Origin of the sequence: Pyramidobacter sp. CG50-2 (genome assembly GCF_003612005.1) — a bacterium.
Lineage (GTDB): Bacteria > Synergistota > Synergistia > Synergistales > Dethiosulfovibrionaceae > Pyramidobacter.
This window is the reverse complement of sequence record NZ_RAWT01000028.1, coordinates 16,590-33,058: the sequence shown is the minus strand read 5'-3', so window position 1 is coordinate 33,058 and position 16,469 is coordinate 16,590. Positions and strand designations below refer to the sequence as shown.

Below are 16,469 nucleotides of genomic sequence, written 5' to 3'. Positions count from 1 at the left end.
AAATCTCACCGCTCAGACCATAAGGAGTATTACCGCAAGACAATGGATTGTTAGGTGCTTTAATTGAGAAATAGTATTATTTATATTTCACGGCTGGGACGTTCGAGAGCGTCGCAAAAGAGAGCGGCCGCAGTTTTTTTGACTGCGGCCGCTCTCTTTTGCGACGCGATTTCGTCTTTTTTTGCTTTTCTCCGTGGCGGCCTTTGTTCAAGCCTCGCCCAGGAACTCCTGCGCGAACTGCACCGTCAGCGCGGCGCTGACCGCCAGGCAGTCCTCGTCGGCGTCGAACTGGTCGCTGTGCTGGGGCGCGCCGCAGCCCGTGTCGGGATTGGCGCAGCCCACGAAAGCCAACACTTCGGGACCAATCTCGCGGTAGCGCGCGAACGTTTCGGAAGCCATCCACGACTCGCCGGCGATCACTTCGGCGCCGATTTCTTCCGCCGCCCTGCGGGCGAGCGCCGCCAGCGCCACGTCGTTGACCGAGGGCGGACACCAGTTGCGCCAGTGCACCTCGGCCGTACAACCGTTGGCCGCGGCGGTCCCGGCCGCGGTCTGTTCGAGCAACGCGTGCAGGTCGCGCCCCACCTGTTCGCTGAAAAAGCGCAGGCTGCCTTCCATGCGGCACTTGTCGGGAATGCGGTTCCACGTCGAGCCGCCGTGAAAGTTGCACACCGTCAGCACCGCCGCCTCGCGGGCGTTGACGCGGCGCGAGATGATCGAATTGGCCCCGCAGAGGATCTGCGCGGCGCAGTTGATCGGGTCGAGCCCGAGGTGCGGCGTGGCGCCGTGCGCGCTTTTGCCCCGAACCTTGACGGCGAACGTCTCGCAGCCCGCCGTGCAGGATCCGTCGATCACGACCACGGCGCCGCAGGGGAAAGCGGCCTGCACGTGGACGCCGAAAATCGCGTCCACCGGCTTCAGCTCCGCCAGCAGGGCGCGCGCGTCGTCGCCCAGGCCCATCTCCTCGCCCGACTCGAAGCAGAAAATTACGCGCCCGGCCAGTTGTTCTTTGATTGCCGTCAGCCGCCGCGCCGCCGCCAGCATGCCCGCGGTGTGGAAGTCGTGCCCGCACATGTGCGCCGCGCCGTCGATTTCGGAGACGACCGCTTTTGCCCCTTTCAGGTTGCAGGCGTTCTCCTGCAGCGGCAGCGCGTCCATGTCGGCGCGCAGCGCCAGCGTCTTGCCGGCGCGTCCCGTGTCCAGCACGCCCAGCAGGCTGTTGCCCTTTTCTGGCGCGCGGATCACCGTCAGCCCCAACCGTTCCAGTTCGGCGGCGACAAGCCCCGCCGTGCGCGTCTCCTGCCCGCTCAGCTCGGGATGACGGTGCAGATCGCGCCGCAGCGCCGCGATCTCGTCTTCTATCGGAATACGGTTCATCGTAAGTCACCTTCCTGTCGATTCCCATTATACTCCGTCGCCTGCCGTCGGCAAATACGTGAAGAGGACGCCCGCACGGCGCGGACGCCCTCTTTTTTTACGCCGGGGTCACGCCAGCTTGATCATGTGGGCGACGGAGACGAGCACGCAGCCCAGCGCCACCCACCAGAGGAAAACGCGCCAGCTGTACTTCATCCAGCGCTCGAAGGGCATGTTGACGATGCCCAGCACCGCCATCAGCGCCGAGCTGGTGGGGATGACCCAGTTGCAGAAGCCGTCGCCGAAGTTGAAGGCGAGGATGGCCGTCTGCCGGGTCATGCCGATGATGTCGGCCAGCGGCAGCATGATCGGCATCACGGCCGCCGCTTGGCCGGAGCCGGAGGGGATCACCGTATTGATCAGCAGGTTGGCGATGAACATGGCCGGGGCCTGAAGCCACGCGGGAACAAGCTTGAGCGTTTCGCCGAGGGCGTAGACGATCGTGTCGAGCACTTTGCCGTCGGCGAGGATCGAAGAGATGGCTCGCGCCGCCGCGACGAGGAAGAAGACCATGACCATGGTCTTGGCGCCGTCCACGAAGGTTTTGGCGATCGCCGACGGCGACATGCGCGCGCACAGACCGGCGACGATGGCCAGGCCGATGAACGTGGCGGAAAGCTCCTGATATTTCCACTTCCACCGGATGCTGCCGTAGACCATCAGCGCCATTGCCGCCACGGTCGCCAGCGTCACCAGCCACTTGCTCGCGTCCATGGGGCCGTAGGCCTCGATCGCGTCGGAATCGCCGAGGTTCTCAGCCTTGTCCAGGTCGTACATGGGCGAAGCCGTAGGATCGTTGGAGATCTTCACCGTGTAGCGCCAGATCAAAAAGCCCGTGAGAACCATATACAGGCCGAAGCAGATGGCGCGGTACCACAGCCCCGAGAAGGGAGCCAGCCCCGCCAGCTCCTGGGCGATCAGCGTCGTGCTGGGCTGGAGCATGCCGGTGGCGAAGCCGACGGCCGTGCCGCCGGTCATGATGGCGACGGCGGTGACCGAATCGAGCCCCAGCGCCAGGCAGATCATCACCAGCACCGGCGCGAAGGCCACGAATTCGACGAGGCCGCGCGTGAGCATGATGAAGCAGAACAGCACGAACATCGAGAGCACGAACATCGATTTGCGCTCGCGATATTTCAGCGCCAGCGTGCCGATCGACGAGTGCATGGCCCCCGACTTGATGACGACGGCGAAGGCCGCGCCGGAACACAGCAGCATGAACAGCAGATCGACGGCGCTCTTGGCGCCCCTGGCGATGTGCAGTGGGATCAGCAGCGGATTGACGGGACTTTTCTCTACCCAGTGGAACGACGCCGCGTCGACGACGGAGCGCGAACCGACTTTGACGCGGTCGAACTCGCCGGCGGGAATGATCCACGTCGCCAGGCAGGCGGCCACGACGACGGCGAAAATGATCACCAGCGTGTTCATCGCCTTCTTCGGCTTTGCGGGAACAGCCGCCTTCACTTCTTCGGACATAACGAACCCCTCCTCATAAATTCGCTTCCAACGATAAAACCCAAAAGACCGCGACGCTTGTACCTACGCGCGCGACTCAGCCTCGAGCTGCGCCTTGCGCGTTGCGAACTCTTTTTTGATTTCGTCCAGCAGACCGGGGACGGAGATCAGGTCGGCCGCCGTGGCGGCCAGCACCTTGGCGCCGGTGACGATGGCGCTGTGGGCCGTATCCGTCTTGCCGGCGTCGAGGTACGCCTGCGAGTGCGAGGGCGAACCCTCGGGCACGAAGGCCACGCGGATGCACGAACCCGGCATGAGTTGCATGACGTTGCCGAGATCGGTCGAGCCGGTCTTCTGGCGCGGCGGGCGGATCGCCGGCGCGTTCACGGCGCGCGCGTTTTCCATGATCACGTCGTTCAGCTTCAACGCCGGGATTTTGTTGTCCACGTCCTTGCGGCGCTCGATCTCCACTTCCGTTTCCGTCATCATGGCCGCGCCGCGCAGCACCTTGAGGAAGCGCGCGATCACGCTCTCCAGATAGGCGCGGTTGTAGGACCTCACGTAGAACTGCGCTTTGGTGAAAGACGGCACCGTGTTCGCGCCCGTGCCGCCGCCGTCCGTGATGTTGTAGTGGATGCGCGTGTCCTCCTTGACGTGCTCGCGCAGGCACTCCACGCCGTGGAACGCCAGCGACATCGCGTCCAGCGAGCTGCGCCCCAGTTCGGGCTTGATCGCCGCGTGCGCCGCCGTGCCGCGATAGGCGACGAAGAAGTTCGTCAGCGCCATCGATTTGACGTCGGTCGTCGTCTCGCCGCTGCCGTGCATCATCAGGGCCACGTCGATGTCGTGGAAGCAGTCGCCGTTTTTGATCATGAGGATCTTGCCGCCCTCCGTCTCCTCGGCGGGCGTGCCGTAGACGACCACCGAGAACGGGCCGGGCAGGTCGGAATCCTTCAGCGCCGCGGCGGCCGCGAGGATGCACGGCCCTTGCATCTGGTGGCCGCAGGCGTGCCCCAGCGCGGGCAGCGCGTCGTACTCGCAGAGCAGGCCGATGCGCGGGCCGCCTTCGCCGCGGCGGTACACGGCGCGGAAGGCCGTGGGCAGGCCGCCGACGCCGCGCTCCACCGCGAAGCCGCGCTTCTCCAGCCATCCCGTCAGCAGCGACGAGGCGTGGACCTCCGTCAGGCCGACCTCGGGATGATCGTAAATGTCGTCGGACATCGCCGACAGCTCCGGCTTCAACGCGTCGATCAGCGCAAACATTTTTTCCTTCATCGAGAATCCTCCGTTTCATGCGATTCACTTAAAATGACGCCCGCAAAAAAAATTCTATTTTTACGACACTTGATTCTATTTTTAAAAATTGCTATTATTTTAGCAAGCCAGCGAAGGTTGTCAAGCCTCCCGCCGAAATTCAACGCGCCGGCGGCGTGCCCGCTTTTGCGGCGAACGCCGTCCCGCAAGGAGGACTCCGCATGGAGCTGAAAAACCGCGTCAAAGAATCCGAACGGCTGAACGCCTCGGTCGTGTTCAGTCTCGAAGCGCTCGATTTTCTCGAAACGGAGGGCTCGGCTTCGCTGACGGAGCTGAGCGGCGCTCTGGGCATCCACAAATCCCGCGTCATGCGTCTGTGCGGCACGATGGAGCAGATGGGCTACGTGATCCGCCGCGGCGAAGACGCCCGCTACGTGCTCGGCCCCCGCGTGCTGTCGCTGGGCAAGGCGTTCGAGCGTCACAATCCGCTGCTCCACGTACTGCGCCCGCAGCTGGAACAGCTGGCCCGCGAACTGGACGAGAACGTCTCGTTTCAGATCATCCGCAACGATCGGCGCCTCTGCATCTGTTCCGTCTGCCGCGCGCAGCTGATGCGCTACGTCACGCCCGAGGGCAGCGAGGCGAAGTTCCCCTACGGCGCCGCCTCCAAAGTGATGCTTGCCTGGGGGCCGGCGGAACTGCGCGCCAAAATCCTCGCCGCCGCGCCCTATCCCCGCTATACCGAACACACGCCGACGACCGCCGACGAAGTGCTGCGCGCCATTGAAAAGACGCTGGAACGCGGCTACGCCGTCTCGCGCGAAGAGCGCACCTACGGCACTGCGGCGCTGGACGTGCCAGTTTTCGGCGCCGGCTGCGAGCTGCTCGGCGCGCTCGGCCTCGCCAGCACCACGGAACGCCTCACGCCGGAACTGATCGAAAAAGCCGTGCCCGCGCTGCGGAAGGCGGCCGCCTACATCCAGTCGATGACCGCCGGCGCGGAAAAGTTCGTGCCCAAGATGCCGCGGCGGGACGAATGAACCGCCGCCAGTCGCAGCTTGCCTGCTCTCGACCGGCGGGCAGAAATGTTCCACGTGGAACATTAAAAGCGTCCGGAAGCCGATGGACCAGATGCCATCGACGTCCGGACGCTTTTTGCCTTTTACGGCGTTTCGCGCTTTTTATACTATTTCTCAATCAAAATGCCGAATACAGAGGCGCTGCGGGGGAGATTCACAAAGCGAGCTGCGCAGACCGCGCCGCGGTCGAGGGAGTCCCGAGCGACTGAACTCCTCCGCAGCGCCCGGGAAACTATGTTAATACTTTCTATCAAGAATTAGTATTAACGAAAACCGGCATTACTTCCGGCACAGGCAGAACGGGTGCCCGGCCGGATCGATCATGGTCACGAACTGCGCGCCGCCGAACTGCGCCGTGGCTTTGACCGTGCCCAACGCCTCGGCCCTTTTCACCGCCTCCGGCAGATCCTCCACCTGAAAATCGAAGTGCATCTGCTTCTGCTGTTTCCCCTTTTCCTCCGGCCACACGGGCGGCACGTAATCTTCCTCCTGAATGAACAAGAAGACGATGCCGCCTGAACTCCTGATCGCCGGCCGCTCGAACAGCACGCACTTTTCCCAGCCCAGCAGTTCGGCGTAAAAATTTTGCAGTCCCGTTTCGTCGTTGCAGTCGACCATCACGTTGCCGAGAATCGCTTCCATGATATCTTGCTCCTTCCGTTATCCTCCGTCATCGTGCTTTCAACGGATCACGAATCATGTTGTTGAAATAACACCGATTCCTCGCCTTCGCGGCGTCTTTCATTCCGCCTTTGACGCCGCCTCATCCCGGCCGGTCAGGCGCAGGTTGAGGGCGGTCAGTTCGGCGCTGTGCGTTTCGATCGCGCGCGGCGAAAGGTTGGGCGCGAGATCGTCGAGGAACAGCGCGTTGTGTTTGATTTCGGCCAGATCGAGGATCAGTCCGGGAATGTTGTAAAAGCCGATCTCGCCGTGCGGGTCTCTGCCCGCGGGGCGGCGGTTCGTCAGCAGAGCCACCGTGCGCGCGCGTTTTTTCAGGCGTGTGAGGATCGGCGTGTTGTTCTCGCTGCCCATCATCAGGTGGTCGCCGAGGATGACCACCGCCGTTTCGCGTCCGCCCGGCTGTTTCCCGACGAAGTCGACGAAATCGCCGAGCAGATAATCCAGGCAGGCTACGCAGTACTCGTGGCTCATGGGCGGCACGGCGGGCGACACCTTGTCCTTCAGGCGGGCGTCGGGAAGCCCTTTCGTAAAGTGCGTGTCGACCGTCAGCAGCGTCAGGTTGAACGGCCGTCCGGCGGCGGCCAGACGCGCGTATTCGATCTTCGCCTGCTCGAACAGGTCGGCGTCGTGCGCGCCCCAGACCGTTTTTTCGCAGCCTTTTTCGAAGTCCTGGAACCCCTTGACGCGGTAGCCCAGCATTTTCATCAGGCCGCCCGTGCCGCCAAAGCCGAGCTCGCATCCCGCCAGAAACAGGCAGTCGTAGCCCGCCCGCCGCATCACCTTCGTACAGGACGGCAGGCGGCTGCTTTTCAGCCGGTCGAAAATATCGTCGCCGGCGCCGCCGAAAAAGGCGGGGAACGAAGTCTGCGTCGCGTACAGCGCGCCGATGGTCCAGGTCGCGCCGCTGACGCATTTGTAATCGTCCCAGAGCGTCCAGCCGGAATCGGCGAGGCGGTGCAGGCAGGGCAGCGAAGCGGGAAAGTCTTCCCGGTTCAAAAAATTGGTCTCCAGCGATTCGCAGTAGATGACGACGACGTTTCTTCCCGCTTCGGCCTCGAGGTCGGCTTCTTCGAGAGGCGGCCGCCGCGCTCCCAGCGCCGCGAAAAGTTCCGCCTCGGAACAGGCCGAGGCCCGCGCGAACTGCCGCCGGACGTTCAGCATCTCCCGATAGACCGAGGTCACGGGCGAAAAGGCGATCGCCAGCGCGCAGAGCGCCAGCAGGCAGCGGCGCGGCCAACGACGGTTCTCGAGCGAAGTGCGCCGCAGCCGCCCCGTCCAGTTCAGCCAGACGGCGGTCAGGACCAGCGCCGTGATCGCGATAAAGACGGCGCTCGTCGCCGCCATGACGACCGGCGCCATGCGCAGCATGTCCCAGTCGAGCCGCATGAAAATGAAGTAGTCGAGATTGCGGTTCAGCACCTTGCAGCAAACCGCCTGCGCCGCCGCCAGGACGTAGCCGAGCAGTACCGCCAGCGAGCCGAGCTTCCGGTTTTTTATGAGAAAAAAACCGGCGGCGGCGAAGGGCAGAAAAAACAACAACGCGTCTTGAACGCACTTTTCCATGCCGAAAGACCTTTCTTTCTCAGCTTCAAAATTGAAGAGAGAAGCGATATCCGCCACTTTATGCGATATTGTAGCACGTCTGCGGCGTAAAATAATCCGCCGCGCGGGTCGCGAAAGATCCGCGCGGCGGAAACGAGGGCATGGAAACGCGCGTGCGCGCTGCCGTTTTTTGTTTCTAGAACACGTTGCGGTACATGATCACGATCAGGACGACGGGCAGGCCGTAAGTGACCCAGGGCATCCACCAGTCCTTGACTCTCCAGGTGTGGCTTTCGCTCAGGCCCTTGTTCGCTTCTTCCATGTAGCCCTTGAACTTCAGCACGAAGGAAACGTAGAGCGAAACGAGCAGCGCGTCGACGGGCATCATCACGTTGCCCGACAGGTAATCGGCGAAGTCGAAGATGCTCTTGCCGAGGACCCGGTACGTGGACATCCAGCCGTGCCCTTCGCTCAGCGAATAGGCGCAGGGCAGGCTGAGCACGAACATGATGAAGACGACGATCCAAGTCATCTTGCTACGCTTCACCTTGAAGAAATCGGCGAAGCAGGCCACGGGAGCTTCGAGGTATCCAAGGCCGGAGGTGTAGCCGGCGACGGCGACGAGAATGAAGAACAGCGAAGCCCAGAACGACCCCATGGGCATCTTGCCGAAGACGACGGGCATGACTTCCATGACCAGGCCGACGCCGCTGGAGTTGGGATCGGCGCCGTAGACGAGCAGCGCCGGGAAGATGACCACGCCGGCGATCAGCGCGAAAGAGGTATCCATGGTCACGACCATGGCGGCGTCCTTGGGCATGTTGTCGGTGTCGCTGCGATAGGAACCGTACACGACGGCGGTGGCGATGCCGACGCCGATGGAGAAGAAGCTCTGCCCGAGGGCATACAGCCACACTTCGGGATTGCCCAGCTGGCTGAAATCGGGGCTGAGATACCATCTCAGGCCGTCCATGGCGGTCTTGCCGACGCCCTCGACGGGGCTCAGCGTCAGCGAACGGACGGCCAGCGTCACGATCATGACGCCGAGGATGGGCAGCAGCCACTTGCAGAGCTTTTCGACGCCTTCCTTGACGCCGCGCGAGATCGCCATGCCGAGCGCGGCGAAGACGACGACGGTGTAGGCGATCAGCTCGAAGGGGTTTTTCATGAAATCGTTGAACATCACTTTGGTCTGCTCAAAGGTTGAACCGGCGAAAACTCCGCTCAGGGCTTTGACGGCGTAGCGGACCATCCAGCCGATGATAACCGTGTAGTAAGCCATCAGCACGATGCAGGCAATGGCGCCGATCCAGCCGATCAGCGACCAGCCGATCTTCTTCTCGCGGACAAAACCGACGATGGGTGTCGCCTTCATGCGGCGGCCGATGCTCAGCTCGCCCAGGAACAGGGGCAGCCCGATGAAAACGCAGATCAGCACGTACGCCAGCACGAAAGCGCCGCCGCCGAACTTGCTGGTCAAATAGGGAAAACGCCAGACGTTGCCAAGGCCGATGGAGAATCCGGCGGCCGAGAGAATAAAGCCGATGCGACTGCCAAAACCGTCTCGTTTCTGTTCTTCCATAATGATCCATTCCTTTCTCTTTCGATAATCCATGGCCGCGTTTCACGGCCGGCCGTTTCGCTCCCCGCCCGCGGCGGAGGCTCGATCACAGGTGGAACTTCGCCGCTTCGAAAAGAGCCGTCTTCAGATGTTCAAGGTCGATCCAGCGGTAATCGGCGTCGGCGTCCCCGGGATCGTCAAATCCCTGCAGCGACAAATGGCTGATCGCCCGGTCGAGTATGTCCCGTTCGCTGCCCTCCCATGAGTTTTTTTCAGACAGGACAACGGAGCGATAGGGGCTTTTGTTGAGACGGTTGTTCGCCGACAGCGGATGCGTGACGAGATGCCAGCCTTTCTCCATGTAATCGGAAACGGCCTGCAGAACATCCAGCGGCGTCCCCCTCACCAAAAGCGTTTCGCCCAGCTGTGCCGACTGCACGTCGGGATTGTTTGTGATGATCATGAGTCGCTGACCTCCGAAAAATTGTCGCTGCATATCAAGGCATAAACAGCTTTAGCAAACCTCCAACGAATGATCCAAAGAAGCGCAGTTCGTGAAAAAATTCATTATTGCGGCGCGACAAAAAGGCCGGCAGAACCCGACGAGGTTCCGCCGGCCTGTTGTTTTGTACGGGATCGCCAGAGAAAACGCTTTCTCCTAGAACGCCTTGAAGATCGTCTGCGTGTCGATCGGCGTGACCATCGCCTCGAGCGCCTTTTCGAGCAGCTTGCGGCGGGCCTTTTTGTCTTCCGCGTCGCCCAGCTCGGGCTTGCCCACGGGGTGGGGGATGGCGACGCCGGGGACGATCCGGTTGGAGCCGACGGTCATCATGATCGGCACGATCGTGGCGATCTGCACGACGGGGATGCCGGCGGCCTTCTCGATTTCACGCGACATCGATGCACCGCATCGAGTGCAGGAGCCTCAGGTGGAGGTGAGAATAGCGGCGTCGACGCCCGCGGCTTTCAGCTCCGGGCCGATCTCCTGGCCGAACTTCTCGGCCCAGGCCACGGCCGTGCCGGTGCCGGTGGTGCAGTACACGTACTTGTAGATCTTGCCGATCTTGCCCTCTTTCTCCAGCTCGCGCATCTCGTCGAGCGGCAGCACCACATCGGGGTTGGCGTTGGCCCACTGCGTGTCGTAGCCGCCGTGGATGGACTCGTAGTTCTCGGGGGTGAGGTCGTTGAGGCCGGTGATGTCGTAGCGGCCGTAAGACTCCGCGGAAGAGACGCGGATCTTGTCGGGATTGCCCTTGGGAACGATACCGCCGGAGGTGATCAGGGCGATGGTGGCGTGCTTGAGATCCTTGACCGGAGCGCAGGGCTCGATCTTTTTGAAGGTCGGCATCTCGTACTCGGTCTGGAACGGCTCGCCGGCCATCTTCTTGAGCAGCATCTCAAGGCCGCGCTGAGCGCCGTTCTTCTCGTGGAAGAAGACGCGTCGGAAGCCGCGGCTGATGTAGTTCTCGTCGGCGGCAGGGCCGAGAGTTTCCTTCTTGAGCAGCTTGAGCGCCAGCGAGCTCATGGATTTGGCCGCGTCCTTGATGCCGCGGGCGCTGTTGGCGGTCTTGACGATGAAGACTTTCTTGGCGAAGGACTCGGCGCCGGGATTCTCGGGATACATGCCGGTGACGACGGGAATGCCCAGCGTGTCCTGCACGGCGGCGCAGATGTCGCCGCAGGCCATGCCGTAGCGTCCGGCGAAGAACGCCGGGCCGGCGATCAGCAGATCGGGCTTGTAGCTGCCGATCATCTCGAGCAGCGTTTTCTTGGCTTCTTCGTTGTGTTCGTTGAAGTAGTTGTCGCCGCAGATCACCGTGCCGACGATCTCGGCTTCTTTGCCCAGCTCGGCCTGAAGGGCGGCGCCGGGGCCGACCTTGCCGTCGCGTTTTTCGGGCGGCACGTGGGCCATTTCTTCTCCGCCGATGCCGGCGTAGAACTGGTTGATGTAATGAACGATGCGGAACGTCATGACCGATCCCCTCCTTACACCCAGAGCGAGCCGGACTTGTTGAAGCCGGTCTCGCAGGTCGAGCCGATGATCGACTGCAGTTCGACGTACATGGAACCGTCGGGACGAAGGCTCTCGGCCGCGCCGCCGGAAACGTGGGCGATGGACTCGATGAAGCCGATCACTTTCTTCATGGCCGGCACTTCGAGCATCTCGTTGACGTTGCCGCAGGATACGAAGGCCGTCATCTGCGGCGTGGCGTCGGCCAGCCCCTGCGAGGCGCCGTCGGTGCCGGACGCTTCGTCGGCGATGACCACAGTGCTCATGCCCAGCGCTTCGCACTTGTTGACGTTCAGGCAGAGGTCGCTGTCGGGATTGCCGTAGCCCTCTTCGGTGATGATCACGCCCTTGGCGCCGAGCTCGCGGCAGAGGCGGGCGTTGAAGGACGAGGCGCGCTCCTTGCCGGCGAGGACGACCGACTCCTGCGTGGGGATCATGCCCAAGAAGTTGACGGTCTTGCCGTGCTGGGCGTACAGCTCGGAAACCACCGGGTCGTGCAGGTGGTGCCAGGTCGTGGTCTTGTCGCAGGCGGACACGCAGTTGCCGGAGACCATGGCGCCGTCGAGCACTTCGTTGGGGTGCAGCAGCGTGGGCAGGCAGGTCTTAACGTCGGCGCCGTACACGTACGTGTCGTGCAGCAGTCCCTGCGTGATGCACATGCAGAGGTGGACGACGGGCGGCAGGTCGGGATACTTTTTCAGCTCTTCGGCCACCGTGCCTTTTTCGAAAACTTCCGTGGCGTCGATCTTCGCATCCTTGCAGCAGTCGGCCAGCCAGACGGCGGCTTTCAGGCCGCCGATGCGGATCGCTTCCTCGTATTGATGCTTTTCCAGGTCCTTGACGGGCTGGGCGATCAGCACCACGTTGAACAGCCCCGCGAACGGGCTGAACTTGGCGGCGGGGCCGCTCATGTCGATAAAGCCTTCCTGGAATCCCATGATCGGGCCGACGGTGACCACGCCGGCGCCGTCGAGCACGAACGTCGCGCCTTCACCCGCCGTGTCGTTGGGGCCGATCACGGAAGCGAAATAGCTTTCGCCGCCTTCGAGCTTGACGCGCGGCTCGATCACGTCCTTGACGGGGATGATGCGCACCGATTCGCCGGGACGGGCCAGATCGACGTCCCATTTTTCGATGCGGTCGTCGTCGGACAGCGCCGCGATCAAGCCCGCTTTGTCGACGTAGAGCACGCCGTTTTCCATGCGGGTTGGACTGCCCCACTCAAGCCCGGTCACGTGAGCTTTGCGAAGTTCCAGTCTCATAGAAGCATTCCTCCTCAGCTTGTTGAATATTATTTATGGTTCTTCGCCTTATTTGAAATGATAAAGAATGCTCTCACAAAAAAAACCGTTGCAAATTACCAGATTTCATGAGTTAATACGCCCGGAGATTCGTATCAATCATACAGGGTGAGGTGAAATGATGAAAAATAGCAAAATAGATGAGATGACATTAATACAAAAATGCGCTCAGGAGATCGCTTCTTCCACAGCGGCGATCATCGGCCATAACCTCATCATCACCGACGTGGACGGCAAGATTATCGGCGCCAGCCAGAGTGAGCGCATCGGCCAGCTGCACGAGGCTTCGCTCGAAGTGGTGCGCACCGGCACGGCCTCCGAGACGACGCGAGAGCAGGCGCGCCAATTCAGGGGCACGCTCCCCGGCGTCACGTTCCCGATCCAGAACCTGAACGGACGCACCGTCGGCACCATGGCGCTGACGGGCGTGCCGGACGAAGTGCGCCCGTTCGGGCTGATCGTCAAAAAGCAGATCGAGATCCTGCTGCGCGAGCGCGAGCTTTACGTTTACTCCAGCAGCCGCGAGAGCATTTTGCAGGACCTCATCCACGATCTGGAGACTTTCGTCCCCGGCGTCGGCAACGAGACCATGCTTCAGTCGCGGGCCATCGAGCTCGGGTACGATCCGAGCCTGTTCTATATCCCCATCGTCGTCGACCTCTATCAGTTCGGCCGCTACGCGCTGGAGGTCCGACGCGAGTGTCGGGACGGGGAGGTGGAGATGCGCATCCTCAACATCAAGAAGGCCGTCCTCGCGGAAATGCGCGGCATCTTCTCCCATCCTCGCACCGTCTCCAGCATCAGCGGCAACAACCGCTTCGTCACGCTCCATGCCGTCAAGGACGCCGACCACGCCGACCCGCAGCACGAAAAGGCGGCGCTTGCCCAAGTCGTTGGACTCTCGCAGAGTCTGTTGGACCGGCTCGAGGACTACGGGCTGAAAGCCGCCATCGGCATCGGCTCGCCGGCGCACAGCGTTGCGGCGCTGTCGTTCAGCTGTCAGGAGGCCCGCAAGGCGCTGATGCTGGGCAAAAAGTTCAAACAGCGTCCCGGCGTGTACTGCATCGCCGATTTCCGCATGGAAGACGTGATCTCCACCATCGACGCGCCCGTGCGCATCCGTTTCATCAAGGCCTTGACGGGCAATCTGCGCGGCAAATCCGACTGGCCGGAGCTGGAAAAGACGATCCGAGCCTGGTGCGAAAGCGGCTTCTCGCTGGTGGAGACGGCGCGGCGGCTCCACATCCACCGCAACACGCTGATCTACCGTCTCGAGAAGATCAAGCGCCTCACCGGCGAGGATATCCACAGCTTCCATGCCTGTTTCAACTTCTATTTCGCCCTGCTGCTCGGCCAGTATTCCGGCCCCGCGGCCAAAGAGAGCGCCGTTCCGCCCGCCGAAGGATGAAAGCGAAACGCCCGCCGAACCGAAAAAAGCGGCCGGAGGCTGATGAGTCGAATGTCATCAGTCTCCGGCCGCTTTCGACATTGAAAATCGGTATCAGAAGCGGGCGAAGTTCAGTTCGTTGCCGTGCGCCGTGATCAGGCGCGCCACGTCTTCGGTCTTCACGTAGACGGTGGCGGTGTTTTCGTTGGGGTGGATGCCCATCTTTCTGCCGCGGAAATCGTCGTCGAAATAAACCGTCACCTGGCGCCCTTCGTCGTTGAGGACGCCGAAGGGCGTGACCGAGCCCCTGGCGAGGCCGAGGATCCGGTTCAGCTCTTCTTCCGAGGCGAAACTGAGGCGGCGCGTGCCGAAGCGCGCCTTGAAGTCTTTCAGGTCGACGCGCTTTTCTTCCTTGACGGTGATCAGATAATAGCGCTGCTTCTTGTCGTCATGGACGAAAAGATTCTTGGCGATCGCCTCGACGTGAGGCAGGCCAAGCGCCAGCATTTCGTCGATGGTATAGACGGGATCGTGTTCCACCTTTTCGTAGGCGATCCCTTCGGCGTCCAACATCGCGATCACTTCTCGCTTGTTCACTGCTGTTCAGCTCCTTTGTCTCAAGATGTTTTGATCTTGCCGCGCCGGCCGTTCCGCTGTCAAAAACGGCGCCGTCCGTGCAGCGAAAGGGCGCGGCGGCGGGCCGGCGAGGTTCGTCGCCGTATGGCCGAGCGCTCCCTCGGGATCTGGACAAAACGGCGGCCCATCGCTGCTTCTGCCCTCGACGGCGTTGTATGCGAAAACTCCCTGCGCTCACCGCGGCGCGAGGCAGCCGCGGGAGAGCATGTGGGAAAGGAGCTGCGAGATGCTGCCGTAACCGGTCTTGTTCAGGATCGACGACACGCAGCCTTTGATCGAGCTGGGCGAGAGAGCGAGCGCGGCGCCGATCTCTTCGCGGCTTTTGGATTCGCAGAGCATGCAGAGCAGTTTGATCTCGCGGTGCGTAAAGACGCCGGCGAACGGGTCGATCTGAACGGAGCAACTCTTCGTTGGGATAGATCTGGTAGCCGCCCGTCGTGCCGCGGGCGCAGGTGACCAGCCCCTCCTGCATGCAGTTGTAGTAGAAGAGGAACGAATCGACGCCCCGCTCGCGCGCGTCGGCGATCAGCGACGAGTCGGACAGCCCCGTGAGGAACATGATCTTGACGGAGGGCGAGCTCTTTTTTATCGCGGCGGAACTGCTGAGCGCGCCCCGCACGTTGTCGAGGGCGAGGTCGAACAGAAGCAGGTCGGGGCGCAGTTTTTCGCAGACGCCGGGCGCGTCTTCCGTGCGCTCCAGCTCGGCGGCGACCGCGAAATCTTTTTGCGCGGCAAGGCAGTCCGAGAGCAGGCGACGGATCAAGTTATGGCGGCTGATAACGACGATATGAACCATCTGTTCTTTTTTTGACCTTTCTGCGGGTAATTGAAGCTTTTTCAAGATGCTAACGTTTTATCGGGCCTCATGTCAAGGACTTTCGGCTAATTTTCTTGGCGCAATTTTAGCCGAAAGGGCCTTGCGGCGCGCGGCGGCTGTGAAATAAAATAAATAGAAACGCGGGGACATGCCCCGGCGATTGGCGGCACGGACCGCCATTTTTCAAGGAGGAAAAACGATGAAAAAGCTTCTTGCGCTCGTGTTTGTGCTGGCAATGGCCGCCATGGCCTGGGCCGCTCCGCTGGATTGCGGCTACTTTACGGCCGACGTGCCCGAGGGCTGGACGTTCGAGATGGTCCAGCAGGACGACAATTCCGTCACCGGCGTGCTCAAGGCTCCCGACAACACGCTGGCGTTCACCGTGTCGGCGCTCAAGGCTTCCGAACAGCTGACGGTCAAGACGGCTGCCGGGCAGTTCGCTCAGGCTCACGGCGCGACCGATCTCGCCAAAATGGACGGCGAGGGAGAAAGCTATGAGTACACCGCGACGGTCAACAACGCGCCCGTGTACGCGCAGATTTTCGCCATCGACGATACCGCCATCGGCTACATCGCCGTCGCCGGCGACCACGAGAGCGAGCTCGCCACGAACGTCTTCAACTCCATCGAGTTCAAGGAATAGCGCGCCTCTGGCTGAAGGGTCGGAACAAAAGCCGCGGTGGTGGCCTCCATCGAGATAAAGGATCACGACTTCCCTTCGAGATCGTCGGCGATTCCATCTATCTTGAGGAGGACGCCTATCTGTTTGCCAAGACGCAGCGCGGCGACGCGCTGTCTGTCAAAAACTAACCGCTCCATAATTTTAAGGAAGGATCTCTTCAAAGGCAATAGTGACCGCCCCGCCTCTCTCGGCACACGAGAAAGGCGGGGCGGTTTTTTGCGCGGCAGCGACGAAATGTCTTTTGTATGATACGTTGTGAAGGCTGTAACGGAGACCTTTCTCGCGAAAATGCTCCGTGTGGAGCAGAAGCGCGGGGATTTTCGTTTTGCCGCGATTGGAACGCAAATGAGTTTCGATTCAACTCGATTGGAACGAAAAATTATTTTCGTCCCAATAAGCTGGCGTTGCACGGAATATCGTATCGGCGCGACGCAAGACCGTAAAGAAAGCCGCGCGAAAGGCGTCAATATTAAATTAATACTAATTCTTGATAGAAAGTATTAACATAGTTTCCTGGGCGCTGCGGAGGAGTTCAGTCGCTCGGGACTCCCTCGACCGCTGCACGGTCTGCGCAGCTCGCTTTGTGAATCTCCTCCGCAGCGCCTCTGTATTCGGCATTTTAATTGAGAAATAGTATAAGAGGG

Annotated in this window: 15 protein-coding genes and 1 pseudogene; 4 read left to right on the top strand and 12 right to left on the bottom strand. The window is 61.5% G+C overall.

From position 1 onward, the window contains the following. Positions 1–207: 207 nt before the first annotated feature. From D7D26_RS07220 to D7D26_RS07210, 3 genes are all read right to left on the bottom strand, one after another. Positions 208–1,377, bottom strand: a complete 1,170-nt coding sequence (locus tag D7D26_RS07220; protein ID WP_120372590.1) for a M20 metallopeptidase family protein — start codon at positions 1,375–1,377, stop codon at positions 208–210. 108 nt (positions 1,378–1,485) lie between these two features. After that, complete coding sequence (locus D7D26_RS07215; RefSeq protein ID WP_120372589.1) at positions 1,486–2,895, bottom strand: YfcC family protein; 1,410 nt, start codon at positions 2,893–2,895, stop codon at positions 1,486–1,488. A gap of 63 nt (positions 2,896–2,958) precedes the next feature. Then, complete coding sequence (locus D7D26_RS07210) at positions 2,959–4,149, bottom strand: M20 family metallopeptidase (protein WP_120372588.1); 1,191 nt, start codon at positions 4,147–4,149, stop codon at positions 2,959–2,961. 200 nt (positions 4,150–4,349) lie between these two features. Between D7D26_RS07210 and D7D26_RS07205 the strand changes: the two genes are divergently transcribed. After that, the gene (locus tag D7D26_RS07205; RefSeq protein WP_120372587.1) at positions 4,350–5,168 is read left to right on the top strand and encodes an IclR family transcriptional regulator; all 819 of its coding nucleotides are present in this window, start codon (positions 4,350–4,352) and stop codon (positions 5,166–5,168) included. A 318-nt stretch (positions 5,169–5,486) separates the two neighbouring features. On the opposite strand, the gene D7D26_RS07200 is transcribed toward D7D26_RS07205, so the two are convergent. From D7D26_RS07200 to D7D26_RS07175, 6 genes are all read right to left on the bottom strand, one after another. After that, positions 5,487–5,849 (bottom strand): VOC family protein, encoded by a 363-nt coding sequence (locus D7D26_RS07200; protein WP_120372586.1) that lies wholly within the window; start codon positions 5,847–5,849, stop codon positions 5,487–5,489. A gap of 99 nt (positions 5,850–5,948) precedes the next feature. Further along, positions 5,949–7,451 carry an LTA synthase family protein gene (locus tag D7D26_RS07195; RefSeq protein WP_120372585.1) on the bottom strand — a complete coding sequence of 501 codons (1,503 nt, stop codon included), beginning with the start codon at positions 7,449–7,451 and terminating at the stop codon, positions 5,949–5,951. Positions 7,452–7,626: 175 nt separating this feature from the next. Continuing rightward, positions 7,627–9,012: a sodium-dependent transporter gene (locus tag D7D26_RS07190; protein WP_078016850.1), complete on the bottom strand. Its 1,386-nt coding sequence runs from the start codon at positions 9,010–9,012 to the stop codon at positions 7,627–7,629. Positions 9,013–9,097: 85 nt separating this feature from the next. Further along, the gene (locus D7D26_RS07185; protein WP_078016849.1) at positions 9,098–9,454 is read right to left on the bottom strand and encodes a GrdX family protein; all 357 of its coding nucleotides are present in this window, start codon (positions 9,452–9,454) and stop codon (positions 9,098–9,100) included. Between the two features lie 195 nt (positions 9,455–9,649). Beyond that, positions 9,650–10,963, bottom strand: coding sequence for a glycine/betaine/sarcosine/D-proline family reductase selenoprotein B (locus D7D26_RS07180; protein WP_120372584.1), 1,314 nt, complete (start codon positions 10,961–10,963; stop codon positions 9,650–9,652). A gap of 14 nt (positions 10,964–10,977) precedes the next feature. Continuing rightward, entirely contained in the window at positions 10,978–12,264 is a 1,287-nt protein-coding gene (locus D7D26_RS07175; RefSeq protein ID WP_078016847.1) for a glycine/sarcosine/betaine reductase component B subunit, read from the bottom strand. Between the two features lie 160 nt (positions 12,265–12,424). Between D7D26_RS07175 and D7D26_RS07170 the strand changes: the two genes are divergently transcribed. After that, positions 12,425–13,711 carry a CdaR family transcriptional regulator gene (locus D7D26_RS07170; RefSeq protein ID WP_233543491.1) on the top strand — a complete coding sequence of 429 codons (1,287 nt, stop codon included), beginning with the start codon at positions 12,425–12,427 and terminating at the stop codon, positions 13,709–13,711. 93 nt (positions 13,712–13,804) lie between these two features. Here the strand turns inward: D7D26_RS07170 and D7D26_RS07165 are convergent, their stop codons facing one another. The 3 genes and pseudogenes from D7D26_RS07165 to D7D26_RS12915 form a co-directional block, all read right to left on the bottom strand. Next, on the bottom strand, positions 13,805–14,287 hold the full coding sequence (locus D7D26_RS07165; protein WP_078016845.1) for a prolyl-tRNA synthetase associated domain-containing protein: 483 nt from the start codon (positions 14,285–14,287) through the stop codon (positions 13,805–13,807). Positions 14,288–14,500: 213 nt separating this feature from the next. Beyond that, positions 14,501–14,716, bottom strand: coding sequence for a helix-turn-helix transcriptional regulator (locus D7D26_RS07160; RefSeq protein ID WP_255415981.1), 216 nt, complete (start codon positions 14,714–14,716; stop codon positions 14,501–14,503). A gap of 109 nt (positions 14,717–14,825) precedes the next feature. After that, positions 14,826–15,122 (bottom strand): annotated as a pseudogene (locus D7D26_RS12915) (response regulator); the annotation flags it as partial. A 220-nt stretch (positions 15,123–15,342) separates the two neighbouring features. On the opposite strand from D7D26_RS12915, the gene D7D26_RS07150 reads away from it, so the two are divergent. Both D7D26_RS07150 and D7D26_RS12625 read left to right on the top strand, forming a co-directional pair. Continuing rightward, positions 15,343–15,786: a hypothetical protein gene (locus D7D26_RS07150; RefSeq protein ID WP_120372582.1), complete on the top strand. Its 444-nt coding sequence runs from the start codon at positions 15,343–15,345 to the stop codon at positions 15,784–15,786. Positions 15,787–16,080: 294 nt separating this feature from the next. Further along, the gene (locus D7D26_RS12625; RefSeq protein ID WP_168170098.1) at positions 16,081–16,329 is read left to right on the top strand and encodes a hypothetical protein; all 249 of its coding nucleotides are present in this window, start codon (positions 16,081–16,083) and stop codon (positions 16,327–16,329) included. The last annotated feature ends 140 nt before the right edge of the window (positions 16,330–16,469 follow it).